Annotated in this window: 18 protein-coding genes; 7 read left to right on the top strand and 11 right to left on the bottom strand. The window is 70.2% G+C overall.

Going from position 1 to position 19,160, the window contains the following annotated elements; genetic code table 11:
- Positions 1-615 precede the first annotated feature (615 nt).
- From H4F70_RS01815 to H4F70_RS01795, 5 genes are all read right to left on the bottom strand, one after another.
- The gene (locus H4F70_RS01815; protein WP_220471754.1) at positions 616-2,058 is read right to left on the bottom strand and encodes a DHA2 family efflux MFS transporter permease subunit; all 1,443 of its coding nucleotides are present in this window, start codon (positions 2,056-2,058) and stop codon (positions 616-618) included.
- A 58-nt stretch (positions 2,059-2,116) separates the two neighbouring features.
- Positions 2,117-2,824 (bottom strand): PaaI family thioesterase, encoded by a 708-nt coding sequence (locus tag H4F70_RS01810; RefSeq protein ID WP_182358809.1) that lies wholly within the window; start codon positions 2,822-2,824, stop codon positions 2,117-2,119.
- Between the two features lie 69 nt (positions 2,825-2,893).
- Positions 2,894-4,303: a sensor histidine kinase gene (locus H4F70_RS01805; RefSeq protein WP_235681282.1), complete on the bottom strand. Its 1,410-nt coding sequence runs from the start codon at positions 4,301-4,303 to the stop codon at positions 2,894-2,896.
- A gap of 40 nt (positions 4,304-4,343) precedes the next feature.
- Complete coding sequence (locus H4F70_RS01800) at positions 4,344-5,066, bottom strand: response regulator transcription factor (RefSeq protein ID WP_182358807.1); 723 nt, start codon at positions 5,064-5,066, stop codon at positions 4,344-4,346.
- A 30-nt stretch (positions 5,067-5,096) separates the two neighbouring features.
- Positions 5,097-6,326 carry a CotH kinase family protein gene (locus H4F70_RS01795; protein ID WP_308316935.1) on the bottom strand — a complete coding sequence of 410 codons (1,230 nt, stop codon included), beginning with the start codon at positions 6,324-6,326 and terminating at the stop codon, positions 5,097-5,099.
- Between the two features lie 139 nt (positions 6,327-6,465).
- On the opposite strand from H4F70_RS01795, the gene H4F70_RS01790 reads away from it, so the two are divergent.
- Positions 6,466-7,725 (top strand): integrase catalytic domain-containing protein, encoded by a 1,260-nt coding sequence (locus tag H4F70_RS01790; RefSeq protein ID WP_182360070.1) that lies wholly within the window; start codon positions 6,466-6,468, stop codon positions 7,723-7,725.
- 60 nt (positions 7,726-7,785) lie between these two features.
- On the opposite strand, the gene H4F70_RS01785 is transcribed toward H4F70_RS01790, so the two are convergent.
- The 3 genes from H4F70_RS01785 to H4F70_RS01775 all read right to left on the bottom strand — a co-directional run bounded on the left by H4F70_RS01785 (position 7,786) and on the right by H4F70_RS01775 (position 9,662).
- Positions 7,786-8,118 carry a hypothetical protein gene (locus H4F70_RS01785; RefSeq protein WP_182358805.1) on the bottom strand — a complete coding sequence of 111 codons (333 nt, stop codon included), beginning with the start codon at positions 8,116-8,118 and terminating at the stop codon, positions 7,786-7,788.
- Positions 8,118-8,795 carry a DUF4956 domain-containing protein gene (locus H4F70_RS01780; protein ID WP_182347094.1) on the bottom strand — a complete coding sequence of 226 codons (678 nt, stop codon included), beginning with the start codon at positions 8,793-8,795 and terminating at the stop codon, positions 8,118-8,120. Before H4F70_RS01780 ends, H4F70_RS01785 begins: the two co-directional genes overlap by 1 nt.
- A 66-nt stretch (positions 8,796-8,861) precedes the next feature.
- A complete protein-coding gene (locus H4F70_RS01775) occupies positions 8,862-9,662 on the bottom strand; it encodes a polyphosphate polymerase domain-containing protein (protein WP_182358804.1) in 801 nt (266 codons plus the stop codon).
- 241 nt (positions 9,663-9,903) lie between these two features.
- Between H4F70_RS01775 and H4F70_RS01770 the strand changes: the two genes are divergently transcribed.
- Together H4F70_RS01770 and H4F70_RS01765 are read left to right on the top strand one after the other, a co-directional pair.
- The gene (locus H4F70_RS01770) at positions 9,904-10,113 is read left to right on the top strand and encodes a heavy-metal-associated domain-containing protein (protein WP_182358803.1); all 210 of its coding nucleotides are present in this window, start codon (positions 9,904-9,906) and stop codon (positions 10,111-10,113) included.
- Between the two features lie 44 nt (positions 10,114-10,157).
- Positions 10,158-12,431 carry a heavy metal translocating P-type ATPase gene (locus H4F70_RS01765; RefSeq protein WP_182358802.1) on the top strand — a complete coding sequence of 758 codons (2,274 nt, stop codon included), beginning with the start codon at positions 10,158-10,160 and terminating at the stop codon, positions 12,429-12,431.
- Between the two features lie 103 nt (positions 12,432-12,534).
- Here H4F70_RS01765 and H4F70_RS01760 read toward each other — a convergent pair whose 3' ends face one another.
- A complete protein-coding gene (locus H4F70_RS01760) occupies positions 12,535-13,407 on the bottom strand; it encodes an endonuclease domain-containing protein (protein WP_182358801.1) in 873 nt (290 codons plus the stop codon).
- Positions 13,408-13,712: 305 nt separating this feature from the next.
- On the opposite strand from H4F70_RS01760, the gene H4F70_RS01755 reads away from it, so the two are divergent.
- Both H4F70_RS01755 and H4F70_RS01750 read left to right on the top strand, forming a co-directional pair.
- The gene (locus H4F70_RS01755) at positions 13,713-14,111 is read left to right on the top strand and encodes a DUF302 domain-containing protein (protein ID WP_182358800.1); all 399 of its coding nucleotides are present in this window, start codon (positions 13,713-13,715) and stop codon (positions 14,109-14,111) included.
- Between the two features lies 1 nt (position 14,112).
- Complete coding sequence (locus tag H4F70_RS01750) at positions 14,113-14,373, top strand: metal-sensitive transcriptional regulator (RefSeq protein WP_182358799.1); 261 nt, start codon at positions 14,113-14,115, stop codon at positions 14,371-14,373.
- A gap of 51 nt (positions 14,374-14,424) precedes the next feature.
- Here H4F70_RS01750 and H4F70_RS01745 read toward each other — a convergent pair whose 3' ends face one another.
- Both H4F70_RS01745 and H4F70_RS01740 read right to left on the bottom strand, forming a co-directional pair.
- A complete protein-coding gene (locus tag H4F70_RS01745; protein WP_235681281.1) occupies positions 14,425-15,567 on the bottom strand; it encodes a YbfB/YjiJ family MFS transporter in 1,143 nt (380 codons plus the stop codon).
- Positions 15,564-16,655, bottom strand: coding sequence for a LacI family DNA-binding transcriptional regulator (locus tag H4F70_RS01740; RefSeq protein WP_182358798.1), 1,092 nt, complete (start codon positions 16,653-16,655; stop codon positions 15,564-15,566). The genes H4F70_RS01745 and H4F70_RS01740 overlap by 4 nt, the downstream gene beginning before the upstream one ends.
- 191 nt (positions 16,656-16,846) lie before the next feature.
- On the opposite strand from H4F70_RS01740, the gene H4F70_RS01735 reads away from it, so the two are divergent.
- Positions 16,847-18,046 carry an acyl-CoA dehydrogenase family protein gene (locus tag H4F70_RS01735; protein WP_182358797.1) on the top strand — a complete coding sequence of 400 codons (1,200 nt, stop codon included), beginning with the start codon at positions 16,847-16,849 and terminating at the stop codon, positions 18,044-18,046.
- Positions 18,043-19,158 carry a CaiB/BaiF CoA transferase family protein gene (locus H4F70_RS01730; RefSeq protein ID WP_182358796.1) on the top strand — a complete coding sequence of 372 codons (1,116 nt, stop codon included), beginning with the start codon at positions 18,043-18,045 and terminating at the stop codon, positions 19,156-19,158. Before H4F70_RS01735 ends, H4F70_RS01730 begins: the two co-directional genes overlap by 4 nt.
- Positions 19,159-19,160 lie beyond the last annotated feature (2 nt).

The raw sequence follows: 19,160 nt of genomic DNA, 5'->3' as shown, positions 1-19,160 counted from the left end.
GCCTTGTGGGCGGGACACCGGATCATTCGGTGCAGCAAGACTCGCGTCGATGCCGGTTTCTCGTCAACAGATCTGTTGACAACGATACGGATTGCGCAGTGTGACTGGCGTCATAGCTTCACAGGTGCGCAATGTGAGCAGGACCACCCGAGGTGCCGCGCCAGCCCCCACGGTGATCGGACGCACCCTGGCCTTTGCCGCCATCCGGCACTAGGGTCGTGCCGGGGCCTGCGGCGGACACCGTCCCGCTCCCTCCTCGATCCGAGCACCTTCTCCTCCGCACGCCGGATATCCGGCGTGCGGAGCGGGTAGGCCATGCGCGGATCCGCGGGCGGGCGGCCACGCGGTGCGGCCCCTGGAATTGCAGTCGTGTCCGGTGCGTTTCCCGCACCGGCATCGTGAAAGCGGGGTGAGAGTTGATTCGCATGTTGCGTACACAAGACCGTCGGGAGCTGACGGCGTGCATTGTCGGCGGTGCGGGGTGCCTCATCGCCGGAGCGATGCCGATCGCCGCCTTCGGGCTCATCGGCGGCTGACAGTCCACACCACGACCTGAAGACGGCTGTGGCGCGGTTCCGCGGAACCGCGCCACAGCCGTCTTCCGTGCAGTGCCCGTCAGTGACCGTGCCCGCCGGCCGGAGCGCTGCGCTTGAGGAACAGCGTGGCGACGAAGGCGACGATGCCGATGGCCCCGGCCGTCGCGAACGCCAGGCGCATGCCGTCGGCGTCGAGGATGGGACCGCTGCTGCCCAGCGTGGCCACGGAGACGAACACCGCGCTGCCCAGCGCGCCCGCCACCTGCTGCAGCGTCGTGAGGATGGCGCTGCCGTGCGAGTACAGCGAGTCCGGCAGCACGCCCAGCGCCTCGGTCATCATCGGGGTCATCATGACGCCCAGGGCCACCATGAGGAGGATGTCGATGCCGATCACCGCCCACACCGACGAATCCTCGCCCAGCAGCGCGAACAGCCACAGCGCCGCCGTCATGCCGGCCGCACCGGGGATGAGCAGCGGCCGGGCGCCCACCTTGTCGTAGAGCCGCCCAACCGGACGCGACAGCGCCGCAAGCGCGAGGCCGCCCGGCAGCAGCGCGAGGCCGGTGATGAAGGTGCTCTCGCCCAGCACGTTCTGCATGTACATCGGCAGCAGGATCGCCCCGGCGCCGAGCAGCGACATGAACACCAGCACGCCCACGATGACGGAGACCGTGAACTGCCGGTAGCCCAGCGGGAGCAGGCTCAGCAGCGGCCGGTCCTCGCGCTGCAGCACCATCTGGCGCCACACGAAGCCGCCCAGCACCACCAGACCGGCGATGATGGGCACCCACGCGGGTACGAGCGTGTCACCCGACTGCCCGATCAGCGAGAAACCGTAGACGATCCCGGCGAACGCCAGCCCGGACATGATCACCGACGCCACATCCAACGGCACCGTGCGCGTCTCGCCCGGCACGTGCAGGCGCGTGACGCCGACGGCGAACATGGCCACCGCAAGGATGAGCACCAGCCAGAACATCCACCGCCAGCCCAGGCCGGACAGGATCGCGCCGCCCACGGTGGGTCCCAGCGCCGGCGCGAAGCCGATGACGATCGCCATCGTGCCCATCGTCGCGCCGCGCTTGTCCTCCGGCACCAGCCGCATCACGGTGGTCATGAGCAGCGGGATCATCACCGCGGTGCCGCTCGCCTGCACGACGCGCCCCGCCAGCAGCACCTCGAAGTTCGGCGCCGCCGCGCACACCAGCGTGCCCACCGAAAACAGGCTCATCGCCGTGAGGAAGATCGCCCGGGGAGTGAACCGCTCCAGCAGGAACCCCGTCGTGGGGATCACCACGGCCATGGTCAGCAGGAAGCCGCTGGCCAGCCACTGCACGGTGGTGGCGCTGACATCGAGGATCTTCGCCAGATCCGGCAGCGCCACCGACACGATGGTCTCGTTGAGGATCATCACGAACGCGGCCACCACCAGCATCCCGATGATGAGCCCCGAGCGTGCGCCGACGGAACCTTGCTCGGCCCGGCTTTCCGTGTCCATGGTCCCCGTATCGTTCGTCGTCATATCCCCTTGTCGATCCCCGTCGTCATTTCTCCGGCGGTCGTGCCGCCGGCCGCGATGGTCAGTCCTGCGCCGGCGCCTCGGTGACCGCCGACGCCTCGGCCGCCATCCGCTCGCGCGCCCAGCGCGGAAGGATGAAAACGCCCTCCGCCTCCACGCAAACGGTTTCGCCGTCCGAAATATGCCCAACGACGAACGCTTTGATGCCCTCGATGCGGTCCACCCGCGCCTCCGCGTGCAGAGCCCCGAGCGGAGTCGGGTTCCGGTACCGCAGGGTCAGCGTGCCGGTCATCCCCGGGCAACCGTTCACCGTGGCCGTGTAGCCGAGGACCTGGTCCAGGATCAGCGCGGAGATCCCTCCGTGCGTGAGCCCGGGCGGCCCCTCGTAGCCGCGGCGCAGGAAGAAGTCGGTGCTCACGGTGCCGTCGTCGCCCTTGACGAACTCCAGCGGCGGCGCGATGGGGTTGCGCAGGCCCACGGCCGCATTGCCCCACGAGCGCTGGCGGCCGTCGGTGGTGAACCGCACGCCGTACGGCCCGTCGAGAGTCTTCTCCGCGAGGATCGCCCGCGCGGCCTCAAGGTGCTCGCGCGCACGCCCGACGGCGTCGACGTCCACCTCCGAGACCACCGAGAGCTCGTTGAGCACCCGCAGGTCGTCGGCGAGGGGCCCGACCACCGCGGCCTCGGCGTCGATCTGTTCCTGGGAGCGGTCGTCCTGCCGGAAGAAGCGGAGCGGGGAATGCCCGCCCTCGCTTTTCGCGTTCGTCATAGCCGTCCTCCACGCGTCGAATCAGGCCAGGATACCGGCGTCAACGATGTTGAGAAGGGGTGCCCGGGCCTACTGTGACGGCAGTCGCACGAGGAACCGCGCGCCCGCGCCCGGTGCCGAGTCCACCTCGACGCGGCCGCCGTGCGCAGCCACCAAGGACGCCACGATGGACAGTCCGAGCCCGCTGCCGCCCGATGCGCGGGTCCGCGACGAGTCCGCGCGATAGAACCGTTCGAACACCCGCTCGTGGTCCGCGCCCGCTAGCCCAGGCCCGGAGTCGGCGACTTCCACGGTCACTTCGTCCCCCCCTGCGGCGGTTGCGACCCGCACCGTGACGGCCGCGTCGGGCGGTGTATGCACCCGCGCGTTGGTCAGCAGGTTGTCGACCACCTGCCGCAGGCGCGACGCGTCGCCGAGAGTCTCCGGGCGCCCGGCGCCGTCGTCCAACTCCAGCACGATCCTGCGGTCCGGCGCGACCGTCCGCGCCGCGATCACCGCGCCGGCGACGATCTCGAACACGTCGACGCGGACCCGCTCCAGCGGGCGCTGCGCGTCCATCGCCGCCAACGTCAGCAGGTCCTCCACGAGCACCCCCATCCGTGCGGACTCCTGCTCGATGTGCCCCATCACCGTGTCGGTATCGGCCTGGCCGCCCATGCGATGCAGCTCGGCGAAGCCGCGGATGGTGGTCAACGGGGTGCGCAGCTCGTGTCCGGCATCCGCGACGAACCGTCGCATGCGCGCCTCCGAGGCGCGGGCCGACTCCTCGGACCGTGTCCGGTCCGCGAACGCCCGTTGGATCTGGCCCAGCATGCCGTTGAGCGCCGAGGCCAGCCTGCCGACCTCTGTGCGCGGGTGCATCTCCGGAACCCGCTCGTGCAGTTCACCGTCCGCGATGGCCGCCGCGGTGCGCTCGATCTGCCGCAGCGGGCGAAGGCTGCGGCGCACGACCAGCCACCCGGCCCCGCCCAGGAGCACGAGCACGACGGCACCCACCGCCAGCTCGAGGACGACGAGACGATCGACGGTGGAGTCGATGTCCGCCATGCTCAGCGCGACGGTCGTACGGCCGCCCGACGCCGCCGGCGTGCTGACCACCCGCCAGCGCGGGCCGCCGGCGACCGAGTCGACGGTGACGGGCTCGCCATCCGCGGGCACGGACGCGAGGTCCGGAGCCGATCGGGCGTCGTTGACGGTGATCGTCGGCGTCCCCGATGAGTCCGTGACCTGCACGTAATACCTGCTCGGCGGGCGATGGGAACTCGGCGGACCGGGCGGCGGCGTCGACGGCGGAACGGCGAGCGGACGGGCCCAGGTGTGCGCTGCATCGACCAACTCGGCATCGATGCGGGCGGTCATCGAGTTCCGCAGCGCCGTCGTCACCGCGAACCCCGAGGCCACCAGCCCCACCGCGCACAGCCCCACGAGCACCGCGACCAGCGACCATCGCAGCGGGACGGCGCGGAACCAGGAACGCACCCGGTTCACGGGGCCGTGCCCGTCGCGCGCGGCGTCCGCTTCACGAGCGCGGCTCCCGCATCACGTAGCCCACGCCACGGACGGTGTGGATCAGCGGCGTGCCGCCGGCGTCCACCTTGCGGCGCAGGTAGGAGACGTAAGACTCGACAACCGTGGCCTGCCCGTCGAAGTCGTAGCTCCACACGTGCTCCAGGATGCGCGGCTTGCTCAGCACCGTGCCCGCGTTGACCATCAAGTACCGCAGCAGCGTGAACTCGGTCGGCGACAACGACACCGGCTGCCCCGCCTTGAACACCTCGTACGAATCGTCATCCAGTTCCAGGTCCGCGAAGCGCACGCGTGTGCTGCGCGCGCCGCCGTCGCCGTGCCCGGCCCGCCGCAGCACCGCCCGTAACCGGGCGATGAGCTCCTCGAGGCTGAACGGCTTGGTGATGTAGTCGTCGGCGCCGAGAGTGAGCGCCGCGACCTTGTCGTCCACCTCGCCCCGGGCGGTGAGGAACAGCACCGGCGAACCGATGCCGTCCGCGCGCAGGCGGCGCAGCATGCCCACGCCGTCCATCCCGGGCATCATCACATCCAGGATGATCGCGTCCGGCCGCATCCGGCGGGCTGCATCCAGCCCGGCGGCGCCGTCCGCCGCGGTCTGTACCTCGAATCCCTGGAACTTGAGGCTGACGGACAGCAGGTCGCGTATCCCCGGCTCGTCATCGACCACCAGAATCCGCCCCTCGCGGCCCGCCGCTCCCGTCCCGTCACCGTTCATGGGGGCGATTCTCCCAGGTACGCGGGCGCATCAGGTGTTCCTTTCGTCCTCGAGCGCCGAGGCCCTCCCGTCGATCCAGGTTCGCATCGTGTCGATGTCTCCGGCCAGCTCCTCCGCGCTCAGCGCATCGCTGATGGGGATCGACGACGCCAGACCGTCGAGAACGTCCCGGGCGTGCCCGTTGCCGTAGATCCGGTCGTAGAGCTCCCAGTACTCCCGGTGGTACAGCTCGGTGAACGCATCCGACTCCAGGAAGCGCGATTTGAGCGTGTTGCCTCCCATCACCGGCGCGCCCTCGCCGCCGCCGGGCGGGACCGGCATGCCACCGCCCTCCGGCGGCGCGGGCATGTTCCCGGCGGCCTGCGGCGGTGCGCCGCGCCCTTCGGCCGGCCCACCGCCCATCGTGATCGCATCGTCCGGACCCGCATCGGTCACGCCGGTCATCGACAGGTTCAGGTCCCAGGAGATCACGCTGAACCTGCCGTCATCGAGGTTGTACCAGAGGTAGTAGTTCTGGCCCGGGCCCGCCATGTCGTCGCTGTTGACCAGCAGGTTCTGCGTCGCGATGTAGCGCGCGAACGATTCGACGTCGACGTGGTCGGCCAGGTGCGCCGCGAACTCCTCGTCGCTCGCCTCGTCCACCCACCGCAGCAGGTCGATCACCGGCTGCAGGTTGCCCGCATCCGCCGAGTTGATCTGCGTGAACTGCTCCGAATAGTCGGACTGGTCCTCGCCCACGTAGGCGAACCGCGAAGTCGCATCGGCCTTGTAGAGATAGCCCCGGGTCCCCAGTTCCGAGCCGTCCCCGGTGTGCCGCTGCACGTACACGCCGTCGGGAACCTCCAGCAGCAAGCGGGTGCTGGTCGCGCTCCCGTTGACCGAATAGACCGCGTAGGCGAACCGCTGCGACGGCTGGCCGGAATCCGCGGTCAGCGACAGCGCCATCGCCTCGTTGACCACCGGGGTGCCCGGGCGCACCGCGATCTCGGTCATGCCCTGGTATGCGCGGCCCTCCACGTACTTGTCGAAGCTCAACAGCAACGGAAGAGTCTGCGGCTCGTCGGCGCTCATCCCCGCCATCATCGACATCATCCCCCCGGGGCCTCCGCCGGGGCCCGGGGCCTGGGCTCCGACCTGCCCCGGCATTCCCGGCGGCCCGTCGCCGGGCATCTCCCCGCCTCCCGGGAACCCCCTGCCCCCGCGCAACGCGCTCAAGGTCGAGTTGCCCTTGAGACGGACGCCGACGTCGTCGATGGTCACGCCATCAATGGTGACGGTGGCGCTGACCCACTTCTTCTCGCCGTCGTCCACATACCGGCGTGCCTCACCTACTTTGAGCGCGTGGCGCCGGGTGGTGCCTCACCTACTTTGAGCGCGTAGCCAGGAAAGCTTGCCCGATGTGGAAGGCAAGATCGACATGGCCGCGAGACGGCAGGTGACGAACAAGCTGCGGAATCAGTACCGCAAGGCGTCGAAGGCGGACAAAGGCAAGATCCTCGACCGCGTGGTGGAGACCACGGGTATGGGCCGCTCGACCGCACGGCGGATGCTTCGCGGCCCTGCGCTGCCGGACCCGGCCGAGCAGGTCGACGGACGCACACTGCGCACTCGGCGCTTCAGCGACGACGCCAGGACCCTGCTTGAGCATGTGTGGGCGTTGATGGGCATGCCGTGCGGCAAGTATCTGGTCGTCATGGTCGATCTGTGGCTACCGCTGCTGGCCGAGGCGGGTGATCTGGACACGCCGTTCGCCACCGACGAGACGACCGCGGAACTGAAAGCGATGAGCGCCGCGACCGTTGACCGGTACTTGAAACCGGCACGCGACAGAATGCGGATCAAGGGCATATCGACGACGACGCCGTCACCGCTGCTGCGGAACTCGATTGCCATCCGTACCTGCACGGACGAGGCACCCGACACGCCAGGGGTGATCGAGGCCGACACCGTGGCGCACTGCGGCCCCACGCTGATCGGCGAGTTCGCCCGCACGCTGACGATGACCGACATTGTGACCGGGTGGACGGAGAACTGCTCGATCCGCAACAACGCCTCGAAGTGGATCCTCCACGGGATCGAACAGCTGCAGGGCTGGTTTCCCTTCGCCATGACCACCTTCGACAGCGACTGCGGTTCGGAGTTCATCAACCATGAGGTCGCCGGGTGGCTGCAGGACCGCGACATCGCACAGACCCGCTCTCGGCCGTACCAGAAGAACGACCAGGCGCACGTGGAGTCGAAGAACAACCACGTCGTGCGCAAACACGCCTTCTATTGGCGCTACGACACCGCCGACGAACTCGAGCTGCTCGACCGGCTGTGGCGGCTGGTGTCGCTGCGGTTGAACTTCTTCACCCCCACGAAAAAAGCCGTCGGCTACACCGCCGGCGCGGACGGCCGCAGAAAGCGGATCTACGACAAGCCGGCCACCCCATGGCAGCGCCTGCAAGACTCGGGAACCCTTGATGCACAACAACTTTCGCGGGTCTCGGCTCGGATCGACGGGATCAACCCGGCCGACTTGACCCGGCAGATCAACGCCATCCAGATGCAGCTACTCGACCTGGCGCGAGACAAGACCGAAGCCCTCGCCGCCGCCCGCCACATGGACCTGGAAGCATTACAACCGTCAATCAACCGATTGGCCCAGGCGAAGTAGCGCAAGCCTCCCACGCGCTCACACTGCGTGAGGCACCGGCCACCCGCTTCGCGCTCACTTTTACGTGAGGCACCTCGCATACGAGTCCACCATGCGCGCATACTCCGCGTCCGGGATGCGCACATCCACGGCGTGGTCCTGTTCATCATCGAACAGGTCCTCGGCGCCCTCGATGTTCTGCGTGATCTGCGCGGCGATCACGGTCGGGTCACCGGTGATCATCGGGCTCACACGGACGCCGCCGAACACCAGGGCTGCCACCACGACGAACCCCGCCAGCGCCGCCGGCAACTTCCAGTTGATGCGCAGCCGCGGCGGGATCCGGCGGATCAGCCGGCGCACCGGCGACGGGCGCGGCGCCGCCTCGTGGCCCATAGGATCGCCCGGCCCCATCACACGTCCGTCTGGTCGTACCCGGTCAGAACCGTCACCCGCTGACCCGTGTTCACCTGGGACAGCTCCTCGATCAGGTCTGCCGGAGCGTGTCCCTTCTTCAGCCGGGCCGTGTAATACAGTTCGGTGAGCGCCCCCGAGCGCACGGATTCCGTGGACACCAGCTCGAACTCGGAGCAGTTGCGCACCAGCACGTCCTCCACGCGCGCGGTGAACTCGGCGTCCGGCGGCACCTGCACCTTCACCACCTGGCGCTGCACGTCCAGGGAGAACCAGCTGAACCGGTGCATCAACAGCAGCACCAGGCAGATGGCCGCCGTCGCGGCGATCGCCAGGAGGTAGAAGCGGGTCCCCGTGGTCATGCCGATCGCCATCACCAAGAAGATGAACCCCACGTCGCGGGTCTCCTTGACGGCGTTGCGGAACCGGATCACAGACAGCGCGCCCACCAGGGCGAAGGCCCGCGCGATGTTGGAACCCACCACCAGCATGATCAGCGCGATCACCATGCCGCACAGCACCAGCGTCTGCACATAGGACTGGCTGTAGGAGACGTTCTTGTGCGTCTTGCGGTACACCCACGCGACCACCGCCGAGAGCACGAAGGACAGCGAGAGCGCCATCACGATGTCCCATACGGTGAAGGTCCCGCTGAGGTCCTGAATGTCGAAATTCATAAGTCTTCCGTCGTCGTAGTTGTCGTGTGCGGTGCGCGGCGCCGGGTTCCGTCGGCGCCCGCAGGATCAGGTCGCGCTCGGGGCCGTGTCGCGGCGGACCGCGGCCTCCGGCATGCCGATCCGGGAGCGCGGCGCAAGCTCGAAGGCCTCGATGGTCCGGCAGTACTTGGACATCCGGACCACCGACATGTCCAGGCGGGCCGAGAGATCCGCCATCCAGTACGGGATACGTTCGTTGGCCTTGATCTCCACCACCGCGGCACCCGGCGGGACAGTCCGCCGGTCGTCGGACGCGCTGTAGCCGGGGCCGAACCGGAAGTCCCGGTCACGCCCCCGCACCCGGTGGTCGATGGTCACGCGCAGGCCCGCGTCGGCCTCGCGCCCCAGGTAGGCCTCGCGCAGGTAGGAGGTGGTGGCGATGGGTCGCAGGTCGAGGTTGCCGACGAATGTGGACACCTCGTCGACGAACGCCCTGTCGCCCGGGTCGTGCCCGGGGCGCACGCCGCCGTCCAACCACGCGAGCGCATCCGCGTACGGCAGCGGCAGCCTGCGCTTCTGCGTCACCCGGTTGACCCGCTGCTTGATCTCCACGTGCGTCGTCGTCGCGTCGTCGCATTCGTCGGGATTGCCGTACAGGCGTAACCGGAGTTTGCGCCGGAACCGCAGACCCTCGATCTTCTCCCAGTAGAAGCGCAGGTCCGCCGTGTCGTAATAGAGCGAGGCGACGGGATATCCGCCGCGGCCGGAGTACGGATCCGCGTCGAGCCGGACATCGAGCTCCTCGCGCAGCCGGGGGACGTCGCTCTCGTCCACCAGGTACTTGATCTCGTACCGGTTGAACACACGCAGGCTCTGGTACCCGGACATGACCCTCCTCGTCGGTTCGGTGCGCGTCGCGGGGCGCTGTGCCCCGCCGGGCGGTGACAGTGCTCCAGTGAAGTGCACGAACCTCCACCCGGGCTGGACGGAAGCTGGCAATTCCCTGGGAGCGACGTCCCGGCGTGGTCACGCTTGACCCATATACCCCCGGTAGGTATGTTGTCGACATACCCCCTAGGGGTAGAACGGAGTCAGGGAAACGCCCGACGAACGACGAGAGGAACGCGCAATGAGCACCACCGAATACGCCGTGACCGGAATGTCCTGCGGCCACTGCGAGGGCGCCGTACGCGAAGAGGTCGAGGCCCTCCCCGGCGTCGAGGTCGTCGCCGTCAGCGCGCAGGACGGCACGCTGGTCGTCTCGTCCGAGCAGCCGGTGGACGACGCCGCGGTGATCGCGGCCGTCGACGAGGCCGGCTACCAGGCCAGCCGCAAGTAATCCCCGGGCGCGGCACCGCGCCGCGCCGCGACGAAAGGCACGACATGACCGCGCCGGAAACGACGCAGGACGACGCGCCCCGCGTCGGGATCGACCTCGACATCGGCGGCATGACCTGCGCGTCGTGCGCGATGCGGATCGAAAAGAAGCTGGGCAGGCTCGACGGCATCGAGGCCTCGGTCAACTACGCCACCGAGAAGGCCAAGGTCACCATGCCCGAGGGGTTCGACCCTCAGGAGCTCATCCGCGTCGTCGAAAAGACCGGCTACACCGCGGAACTCCCCAAGCCCGCCGAACCGGAGCGGGAGGCCCCTTCCGATGGGCCGGCCGAGGAGCCCGAAGACCGGGAACTGATCACGCTGCGCCAGCGGCTCATCGGCTCCGTCGTGCTGTCGGTGCCGGTGATCGCGCTGGCGATGATCCCGCCGCTGCAGTTCGACAACTGGCAGTGGCTGTCGCTCACCCTCGCCGCGCCGGTCATCGTGTGGTCGGCGTATCCGTTCCACAAGGCGGCGTGGACCAACCTGCGGCACGGTGCCGCCACCATGGACACGCTGGTGTCGGTGGGCACGCTCGCCGCATTCGTCTGGTCGCTGTACGCGCTGTTCTTCGGCACCGCCGGCATGAACGGCATGCGGCACGGTTTCACCTTCACCGCGAGCGCCGGCGACGGGGCCGGCAACATCTATCTCGAGGTGGCCGCCGGCGTGACGATGTTCGTGCTGGCCGGGCGCTACTTCGAGAAGCGCGCCAAGCACCGTGCGGGCGGGGCGCTGCGGGCGCTGCTCGACATGGGCGCCAAGGACGTCGGCGTGCTCCGCGACGGCGTCGAGACCCGGATCCCCGTCGGGACCCTGGCCGTGGGCGAGGAGTTCCTGGTGCGTCCTGGCGAGAAGATCGCCACCGACGGGCTCGTCGTCTCCGGCAGCTCGGCCGTGGACATGTCGATGCTCACCGGCGAGTCCGTGCCCGTCGAAGTGAGCGAGGGCGACGCCGTCACCGGCGCCACCGTCAACGCCGGCGGTCTGCTGCGGGTGCGTGCCACGCGCGTCGGCTCCGACACCCAACTGGCGCAGATGGCCACGCTGGTCGAAGATGCGCAGTCAGGCAAGGCCGAGGTGCAGCGCCTGGCCGACAAAGTCGCGTCGATCTTCGTGCCCATCGTCATCGCGATCGCCGTCGTCACGCTCATCGTATGGTTCGCGACCGGCGGCGGAGCGACGGCCGCATTCACGGCCGCCGTCGCAGTGCTCATCATCGCGTGCCCGTGCGCGCTGGGCCTTGCGACCCCCACGGCACTGCTGGTGGGCACCGGCCGTGGCGCGCAGATGGGCGTGCTCATCAAGGGGCCGGAGATCCTCGAATCCGCACGGGGCGTCGACACGATCGTGCTGGACAAGACCGGCACCGTCACGACCGGGGCCATGAGCCTGGCCGACGTCGTGCCGGCCGACGGGGTCGACCGGGGCGAACTGCTACGCCTGGCCGGGGCCGTGGAGAACGCGTCCGGGCACCCCATCGCCCGGGCGATCGCCGACGGTGCGGCCGCCGAGGCGGGCCCGCTGCCGGGAGTCGAGTCGTTCGCGAACGTCGAGGGCAAGGGCGTGCAGGGCGTCGTCAACGGATCCGCCGTGGTGGTGGGGCGCGACACCCTGCTGGCCGACTGGTCGCAGCACCTGCCCGACGATCTCGCCGCCCGCAAGCGGGAGCTCGAAGGCCAGGGGCGCAGCGTCGTCGCCGTCGCCGCCGACGGGCGGGTGCTGGGGCTGGTGTCCGTGGCCGACAAGGTCAAGCCCACCAGCGCCGAGGCCATCGCACGGCTCCGCGGCCTGGGCCTCACCCCCGTGCTGCTCACCGGTGACAACCGGGCCGTGGCCGAGCAGATAGCACGCGAGGTGGGCATCGAGCAGGTGTTCGCCGAGGTCATGCCCGCCGACAAGGTGGACGTGGTGGCACGCCTGCAGTCCGAGGGCAAGGTCGTGGCCATGGTGGGCGACGGGGTCAACGACGCGGCCGCCCTCGCCCAGGCCGACCTGGGACTGGCGATGGGCACCGGCACCGACGTGGCCATCGAGGCCGCCGACATCACCCTGGTGCGCGGCGACCTGCGCAGCGCCGCCGACGCCATCCGACTCTCCCGGCGCACGCTCAGCACCATCAAGGGCAACCTGTTCTGGGCGTTCGGGTACAACACGGCGGCGATCCCGCTGGCCGCGCTGGGGCTGCTCAACCCGATGATCGCCGGCGCCGCCATGGCGTTCTCCAGCGTGTTCGTGGTGGGCAACTCGCTGCGGCTGCGGAGGTTCGCCGGGGCGTAGCGGGCGCGCTCACCGCCCTCCAGCTCGCCGAGTGGGGCCGTCCGGGGTGCCGATCACCGGATTCGCACCCGGAACAGCCCCACTCGGCGTCGGTGGCCCCATTTCACACCGGTGCCCCCGCCTGCCGCAGGGCCCCGCGGATCTGCTCGATCACGATCGCGCGCTTCCGCGGATCCGCCAGCAGCTCGGCCTTCACCTTGATCACTCTCCACCCGAGATCCCCCAGCGCATTCACTCGCGTCATGTCCTTGGCCTGGCGCCTGCGGTTCAGATGGTCGTCGCCGTCGTACTCGACCACCACCCACCACTGCGGCCAGCACAGGTCGACCTGCGCCACGAACCGGTTCGCCGCGTCGAAGATGCTGACTTGTGTCGACGGTCGCGGCAGGCCGGCGTCGAGGATCACGAGCCGCGTCCGCGTCTCCTGCGGCGACTGCGCACCCTCGTCCGAAAGCGCGATGACAGTGCGCAGCTGCCGGATCCCACGCATGTTCGGATGCGCATCGGCGTAATCCGCGAGCTCGGCCTTGCTCAGCAATCGGGTCTGGTACAGCGCGTCGACCACCGCGACGGCCCGGGACATCGGCAACCTCCGCCCCAGGTCGAACGCCGTGCGCACTGGCGACGTGACGGGTATGCCGCGTTCTCGCCAGACATCGCCTGGCCCGAGCCGGTCGCGACGGATGATGACGCCCGTCGGCGCGCGCAGCTGACAGGCCGAGACGCACTCCGCCTGCTCGGAGTCGTCGATCCACTTCGTGCCCCACATCGCCGCGGCAGAGAACCCGCACAGCGTCAACCGTCTCCGTGACCAGGTCGCCACCGCCATCGCCTTACGCCGCGGCGTGAGCCTCATCCCCTTCGGCAGGTGGACGTCGGGCATCAGCCGGATGCATTTCGTGCGCACGTAGTGCTCGCTGACCCACCCCTTGCTCACCGCTTCCGAGGCCCGGAACGGCCCAATCATCTCCCCCATGCCCCGAGTCTTCCGGAAGAAGGTCGGCCCGCGGCACATCTATCCACACCCTGTGGACAACCAACCATCAGCCACGTCGAGCAGCACGCATTCCAGTGCACGTTCGCCCGTCAGCACCCGACTCGATGCAACTGGGGCGGCCGACCCCCGCACCCGCGTCGAGTGGGGCTGTCCGGGGTGCTGATCGGCGGATACGCACCCCGGACAGCCCCACTCGACGACAGCGGCAGACGGAGACCGGCCAGAGGGAATACCCTAACCCCCCGGGGGGTTACACGGGATAGCCACGCTGAAAGGAGCGCCCCATGTCTGATTTCACCCTGACCACCACCGTCGACGCGCCCTACGAGCAGACCGTCGCCGCAGTGCGCGAGGAACTCGCGAACGTCGGGTTCGGCGTGCTCACCGAGATCGACCTCGCCGCCACGCTCAAGGCCAAGCTCGACGTCGACATCGCCCCCAAGATCATCCTGGGCGCGTGCCGTCCGCCGCTGGCCCATCGGGCGCTCGAGGCCGATCCGCGCGTGGCGGCGCTGCTGCCCTGCAACGTCGTCGTCTCCGATGCCGGCGGGGGAACCACGCTCGTGGAGGCGATGGATCCCGACGTGATGCCCGAGTTCACCGGCACGGACGCGCTCAAGGATGTCGCCACCGAGGCCCGCGAACTCCTCGCGCGCATGCTCACCGCAGTGTCCGAGCGCTGACATGCAGCTCGACAACGACGAGATCACGCCGGTGATCACACGCCTCAAGAAGGCGCAGGGGCACCTGGGCAAGGTCATCGCGATGATGGAGCAGGGCGCCGACTGCGAGGACGTGCTCACCCAGCTCGCCGCGGTCAACAAGGCCATCAGCCGCGGCGGTTACGCCCTGGTGGCGACGGGCCTGGAACATTGCCAGGCCACCGGAGTACCGCCCGCGGAGGGCAAGGAGAAGCTCGAGAAGCTCTTTCTCGCCCTCGCCTGAACCCGGTCCCGGAGCATCTGCGCACCACTCCGGGTGCCCGGCTCCCGAAGGTCAGCGTCGACGGATGCCCGCGACGAGCAGCGCCGCCACCGCCAGCACGCCCGCAGCCGTGACGAAGGCCGCGTCGTACCCGCCCGCGAGCAGCGGCGTGACCACGAGCGGCCCCAGGATCTGCCCCACCGCGTAACCGGCCGTGAGCACGGCGGCGGCGCGCGGCACGCCCATCTCCACCCCCGCCGTCATCGCGAGCATGGCGATCCCCATGAACGTGCCGCCGAACAACACCGCCGCGACAGCCGCCGCCGCGGTGCCTCCGACCAGCGCCGGCAACAGCGCCGACGCCACCTGCAGCGCGAGCGCCGCGGCGAGGAGCGTCTCGGTGCGGAAGCGCCGACGCGCCGACGCCCACAGCGCCGTCGACGGCGCCGCCGCCGCGCCCACGAGCACCCACGACGCGGGTCCGGTCCACTCCGGGCCGTCGGCGGAGACGGCCGCCACCAGGAACGTGCCCAGGATGATGTAGCCGAGTCCTTCGAGGAAGTAGCCGCTCGCGAGCAGCCAGGTGTTGCGCGGCGACGGCGTAGGCCGCTCGATGCGCACCGGCCCGTCGCCGTCGCCCGGCCGTTCCGCGGAACCGGGCGGGGCGCCCGGCGCCAGCCCCCAGGCGCCCACGGCGAACGCGGACCCCATCGCCGCGGCCACCAGCCACAGCGACTGCCATCCGAGGACGTTCTGCAGCAGGGTCACCGCCAGCCCGGACACGGCGATGCCCACGCCCACGCCCGCGTACCCGAGCCCCGGGAACGGCCGGGAGGCCAGCGCATTCGCCGAGTACACGAACACGAACGCGCTCGCGATGCCCGCCACCAGCCGCGCCGCCGACCACAACGGCACGCTCACCGCCGCGATCATCACCGCTTCGCTGGCCACGAGCACGGCCAGCGACCCCCGGAACGCCGTGCGCGACCGCGACCAGCCCGGACGGACGATGAGCACGGCTGCGCCGAGGAAGTAGCCGAGATAGTTGGCGGTGGCGACGAAGGCCGTCGCCGACGCCGAGACGTGCGCCTGCTCCTCCATCAGCGGCAGCAACGGGGTGTAGACGAAGCGGCCGACCCCCATCGCCGCGGCCAGCCCCGCGCACGCCTGCAGCGCGGGGACCGCGGAGCGGTCGAGACCGGGCGCAGCCCTCACGCGCGCACCGCCGGACGGGTGGTGCCGCGCTCGGCGAGCGTGACGGGCAGCAGTTCCCGTAGCGCGCCGGCGCCGTCATCATCGGACTCCGGCCACGGCGCGCCGCCGATGAGCTCCAGCAGCATGCGCACGGCGGCGGACCCGATCCGCCGCGCCGGCGTGGCGACCGTCGTCAACGGCACCGGGAGCTGCGCGGCGACAGGGATGTCGTTGTAACCGACCAGGCCCAACTCGTCGGGGATGCGCAGACCCAGGTCGCGGGCGACGCCGAGCACGCCGAGCGCGATGGAGTCGCTGGCGGCGAAGATCGCGTCGGGCCGGTCCTCCCCGTCCAGCAGCCGGTGCGCCGCGGCGACGCCGCCCTGCACGTCGAACCCCGTGTGCAGGATGCGGTCCGGGCTGATCACAAGCTCGTCCTCGGCCACCGCATCGAGGAAGCCGTCGACCCGGTCGCGCCCCGTCGTGGCGTGTGCGGGTCCGCCGATCACCGCGGGCCGCCGGTACCCGCGCTCGATCAGGTGCCGCCCGGCGAGGTAGCCGCCGTGCCGGTCGTCGCCGGTCACCGATGGCAGCCCCGCGTCGGCATGCCGGTTGACGGCGACGATCGGCACCGACGCGCCGAGCTCCGCCACGAAATCCGCTGCGGGACTGTGCAGGCTGCTCAACAGCAGGCCATCGACCTGCCTTCCGATGAGCAGGTCGATCGCGGCGCGCTGGTCCGCGGTGGCGTCCGGCGGGCTGGACAGCAGCACGGAGTAACCGGCCGCGCGTGCCGCCTCTTCGATGCCGCCGTAGATCGTGGCGACGACGCCGTCCGTAAGCCTCGGCATGACGGCGCCGATCGTGGTGGTGCGGCGGGTGCGCAGGCTGGCGGCCCACGGGTTGGGGCGGTAGCCCAGCTCGTCCGCGATCTCGCGCACACGCTGCGCGGCCGGCGACCAGCCGTCGACGGGCTCGCGCTGGCGCAGCACGCGGGAGACGGTGGAGATGTGGACCCCGGCGCGTTCGGCGATCTCGCGCATCGTCGGCGGCCGCCCGCCGCGCGCGTGCGCGCCGCCCGGGGATGCGCGCCCGTCGGCCTCCGTCATCGCCTCGCCTTTCCCTCTTCTCGCCCGTGCGCGGTGGTGCGCCGCGCCGAGTATCGCGCACGGGCCGGGTGTTGACTCCGTCACGGCGGTTGATTACAGTCACATCCCATCACGACGCAATCGATTGCGCAATGGTTTGCATGCAGCTCTCGGCGTCGTACCGTCACCCGCGACACCGACAGGAGGCCGCCATGGCCGACACCCGCACTCTCACCGAACTGTTCGCGCTCGATTCGCTGCTGTCCGCCGATGAGATCGAGATCCGCGACACCGTCCGGGCCTTCGGCGACAAGCGCATCCGGCCGCACATCGCGGAATGGTTCGAGGACGCGCGCATCCCGGCGCGCGAGCTGGCCAAGGAACTCGGCGGCGTCGGGGTTCTGGGCATGCACCTGGACGGCTACGGCTGCGCCGGCATGAGCGCGGTGTCCTACGGCCTGGCGTGCCTGGAGCTCGAGGCCATCGACTCCGGCATCCGGTCGCTGGTCTCCGTACAGGGCTCGCTCGCCATGTTCGCCATCCACCACTGGGGCAGCGAGGAGCACAAGAATGAGTGGCTGCCGCGGATGGCCGCCGGCGAGGCGCTCGGCTGCTTCGGGCTGACCGAGCCGGACTTCGGCTCCGACCCGGGCGGCATGCGCACCCATGCCAAGCGCGACGGCTCGGGGGACGACGCGGACTGGGTGCTCAACGGCGCCAAGATGTGGATCACCAACGGCTCGGTGGCCGACGTGGCCGTGGTCTGGGCCAACACCGAGCTCGAAGACGGCGCGAAGGGCATCCGCGGCTTCGTGGTGCCCACCGACACCCCCGGCTTCTCCGCGCCGGAGATCAAGGCCAAGATGTCGCTGCGCGCGTCGGTGACCTCCGAGCTGGTGCTGCAGGACGTGCGCCTGCCCGCGTCGGCGATGCTGCCGGAGGCGCGCGGGCTGCGCGGCCCGCTGAGCTGCCTCAACGAGGCGCGCTTCGGCATCATCTTCGGCGCGATCGGTGCCGCGCGCGACTGCCTGGAGACGGCGGTGGACTACGCCTCCACCCGCATGGTGTTCGACAAGCCGCTGGCCGCCTACCAGCTCACCCAGGCCAAGATCGCCGACATCGCCCTCGAGGTGGGCAAGGGGCACCTGCTGGCCTACCACCTGGGCCGGCTCAAGGACGCGGGCACCGTAGAGCCGGCGCAGGTGAGCCTGGGCAAGTTGAACAACTGCCGCGAGGCCATCGCCGTGGCGCGCGAGTGCCGGACCATCCTGGCCGCCAACGGGATCACGCTGGAGTACCCGGTGATCCGGCACGCCAACAACCTCGAATCGGTCCTCACCTACGAGGGCACGTCCGAGGTGCACCAGCTGACGATCGGCCGCGCGCTCACCGGCGAGGCCGCGTTCCGATGAGCGGGGCTCTCGACGGGCTCGTCATCGCGGATTTCGGCCGGGTGCTCGCCGGGCCGTACGCGACGATGCTGCTCGCCGACCTGGGCGCGCAGGTGGTGAAGATCGAGCGCCCGGGCAGCGGCGACGACACCCGCTCGTGGGGGCCGCCGTTCGCGGGCGGGCAGGCCACGTACTTCCAGTCTGTCAACCGCAACAAGGAGTCCCGGGCGCTCGACCTGCGCGATCCCGGCGACCTCGCCGAGGCGCGCGACCTGACCAAGCGCGCCGACGTGGTGGTCGAGAACTTCCTTCCCGGCACGATGGACCGCCTGGGCCTGGGCTATGACGTTGTGTCCGCCGCCAACCCGGCGGTGGTGTACTGCTCGATCACCGGCTTCGGCGGGCACAACGACCTGCCGGGCTACGACCTGCTGGTGCAGGCCGTGGGCGGGCTGATGAGCATCACCGGCCCGGACCCCGGGCAGCCGACCAAGGTGGGCGTCGCTCTGGTCGACGTCATCACGGGTCTGCATGCGGCGGTGGGCGTCCTGGCGGCCCTGCGGCACCGGGACCGCACCGGCGACGGCCAGCGCGTCGAGGTGAACCTGCTGTCATCGCTGCTTTCGGCGCTGTCGAACCAGGCGTCGGGATACGTCGGTGCCGGAGTGGTGCCGCAGGCGATGGGCAACCGGCACCCCAGCATCACGCCGTACGAACTGTTCGACACCGCGGACCGAGCGCTGGTCCTGGCCGTCGGCAACGACCGGCAGTTCTCCGTGCTGGCGAAGGAACTCGGTGCGCCGGACCTGGCAGACGACCCGCGGTTCGCCCGCAACACCGACAGAGTGGCGCACCGCGAGGAGCTCACGAACACGCTCACCCGGCTGCTGTCCGCTGACACCGCCGACGGCTGGTTCACCCGCCTCACCGCGGCGGGCGTGCCGTGTGGGCCGCTGAACGACCTGGCCGACGCGTTCGCGCTGGCGGAGCGGCTGGGCCTGGTTCCGGTGGTGGAGGTGGACGACCCGCGCCGCGACGGCCCGGTGCGCCAGGTGGCCAACCCGATCCGGCTCTCCGCCACCCCGCCGCAGTACCGGTGCGCGCCGCCGGAGCTCGGCGAGCCGGTGCCGTGAGC

This window comes from Tomitella gaofuii (assembly GCF_014126825.1).
In the GTDB taxonomy this organism is placed as follows: Bacteria; Actinomycetota; Actinomycetes; order Mycobacteriales; family Mycobacteriaceae; genus Tomitella; species Tomitella gaofuii.
Note: the sequence above shows the minus strand (reverse complement) of the source record. Positions and strands in the feature narration are given on the sequence as shown.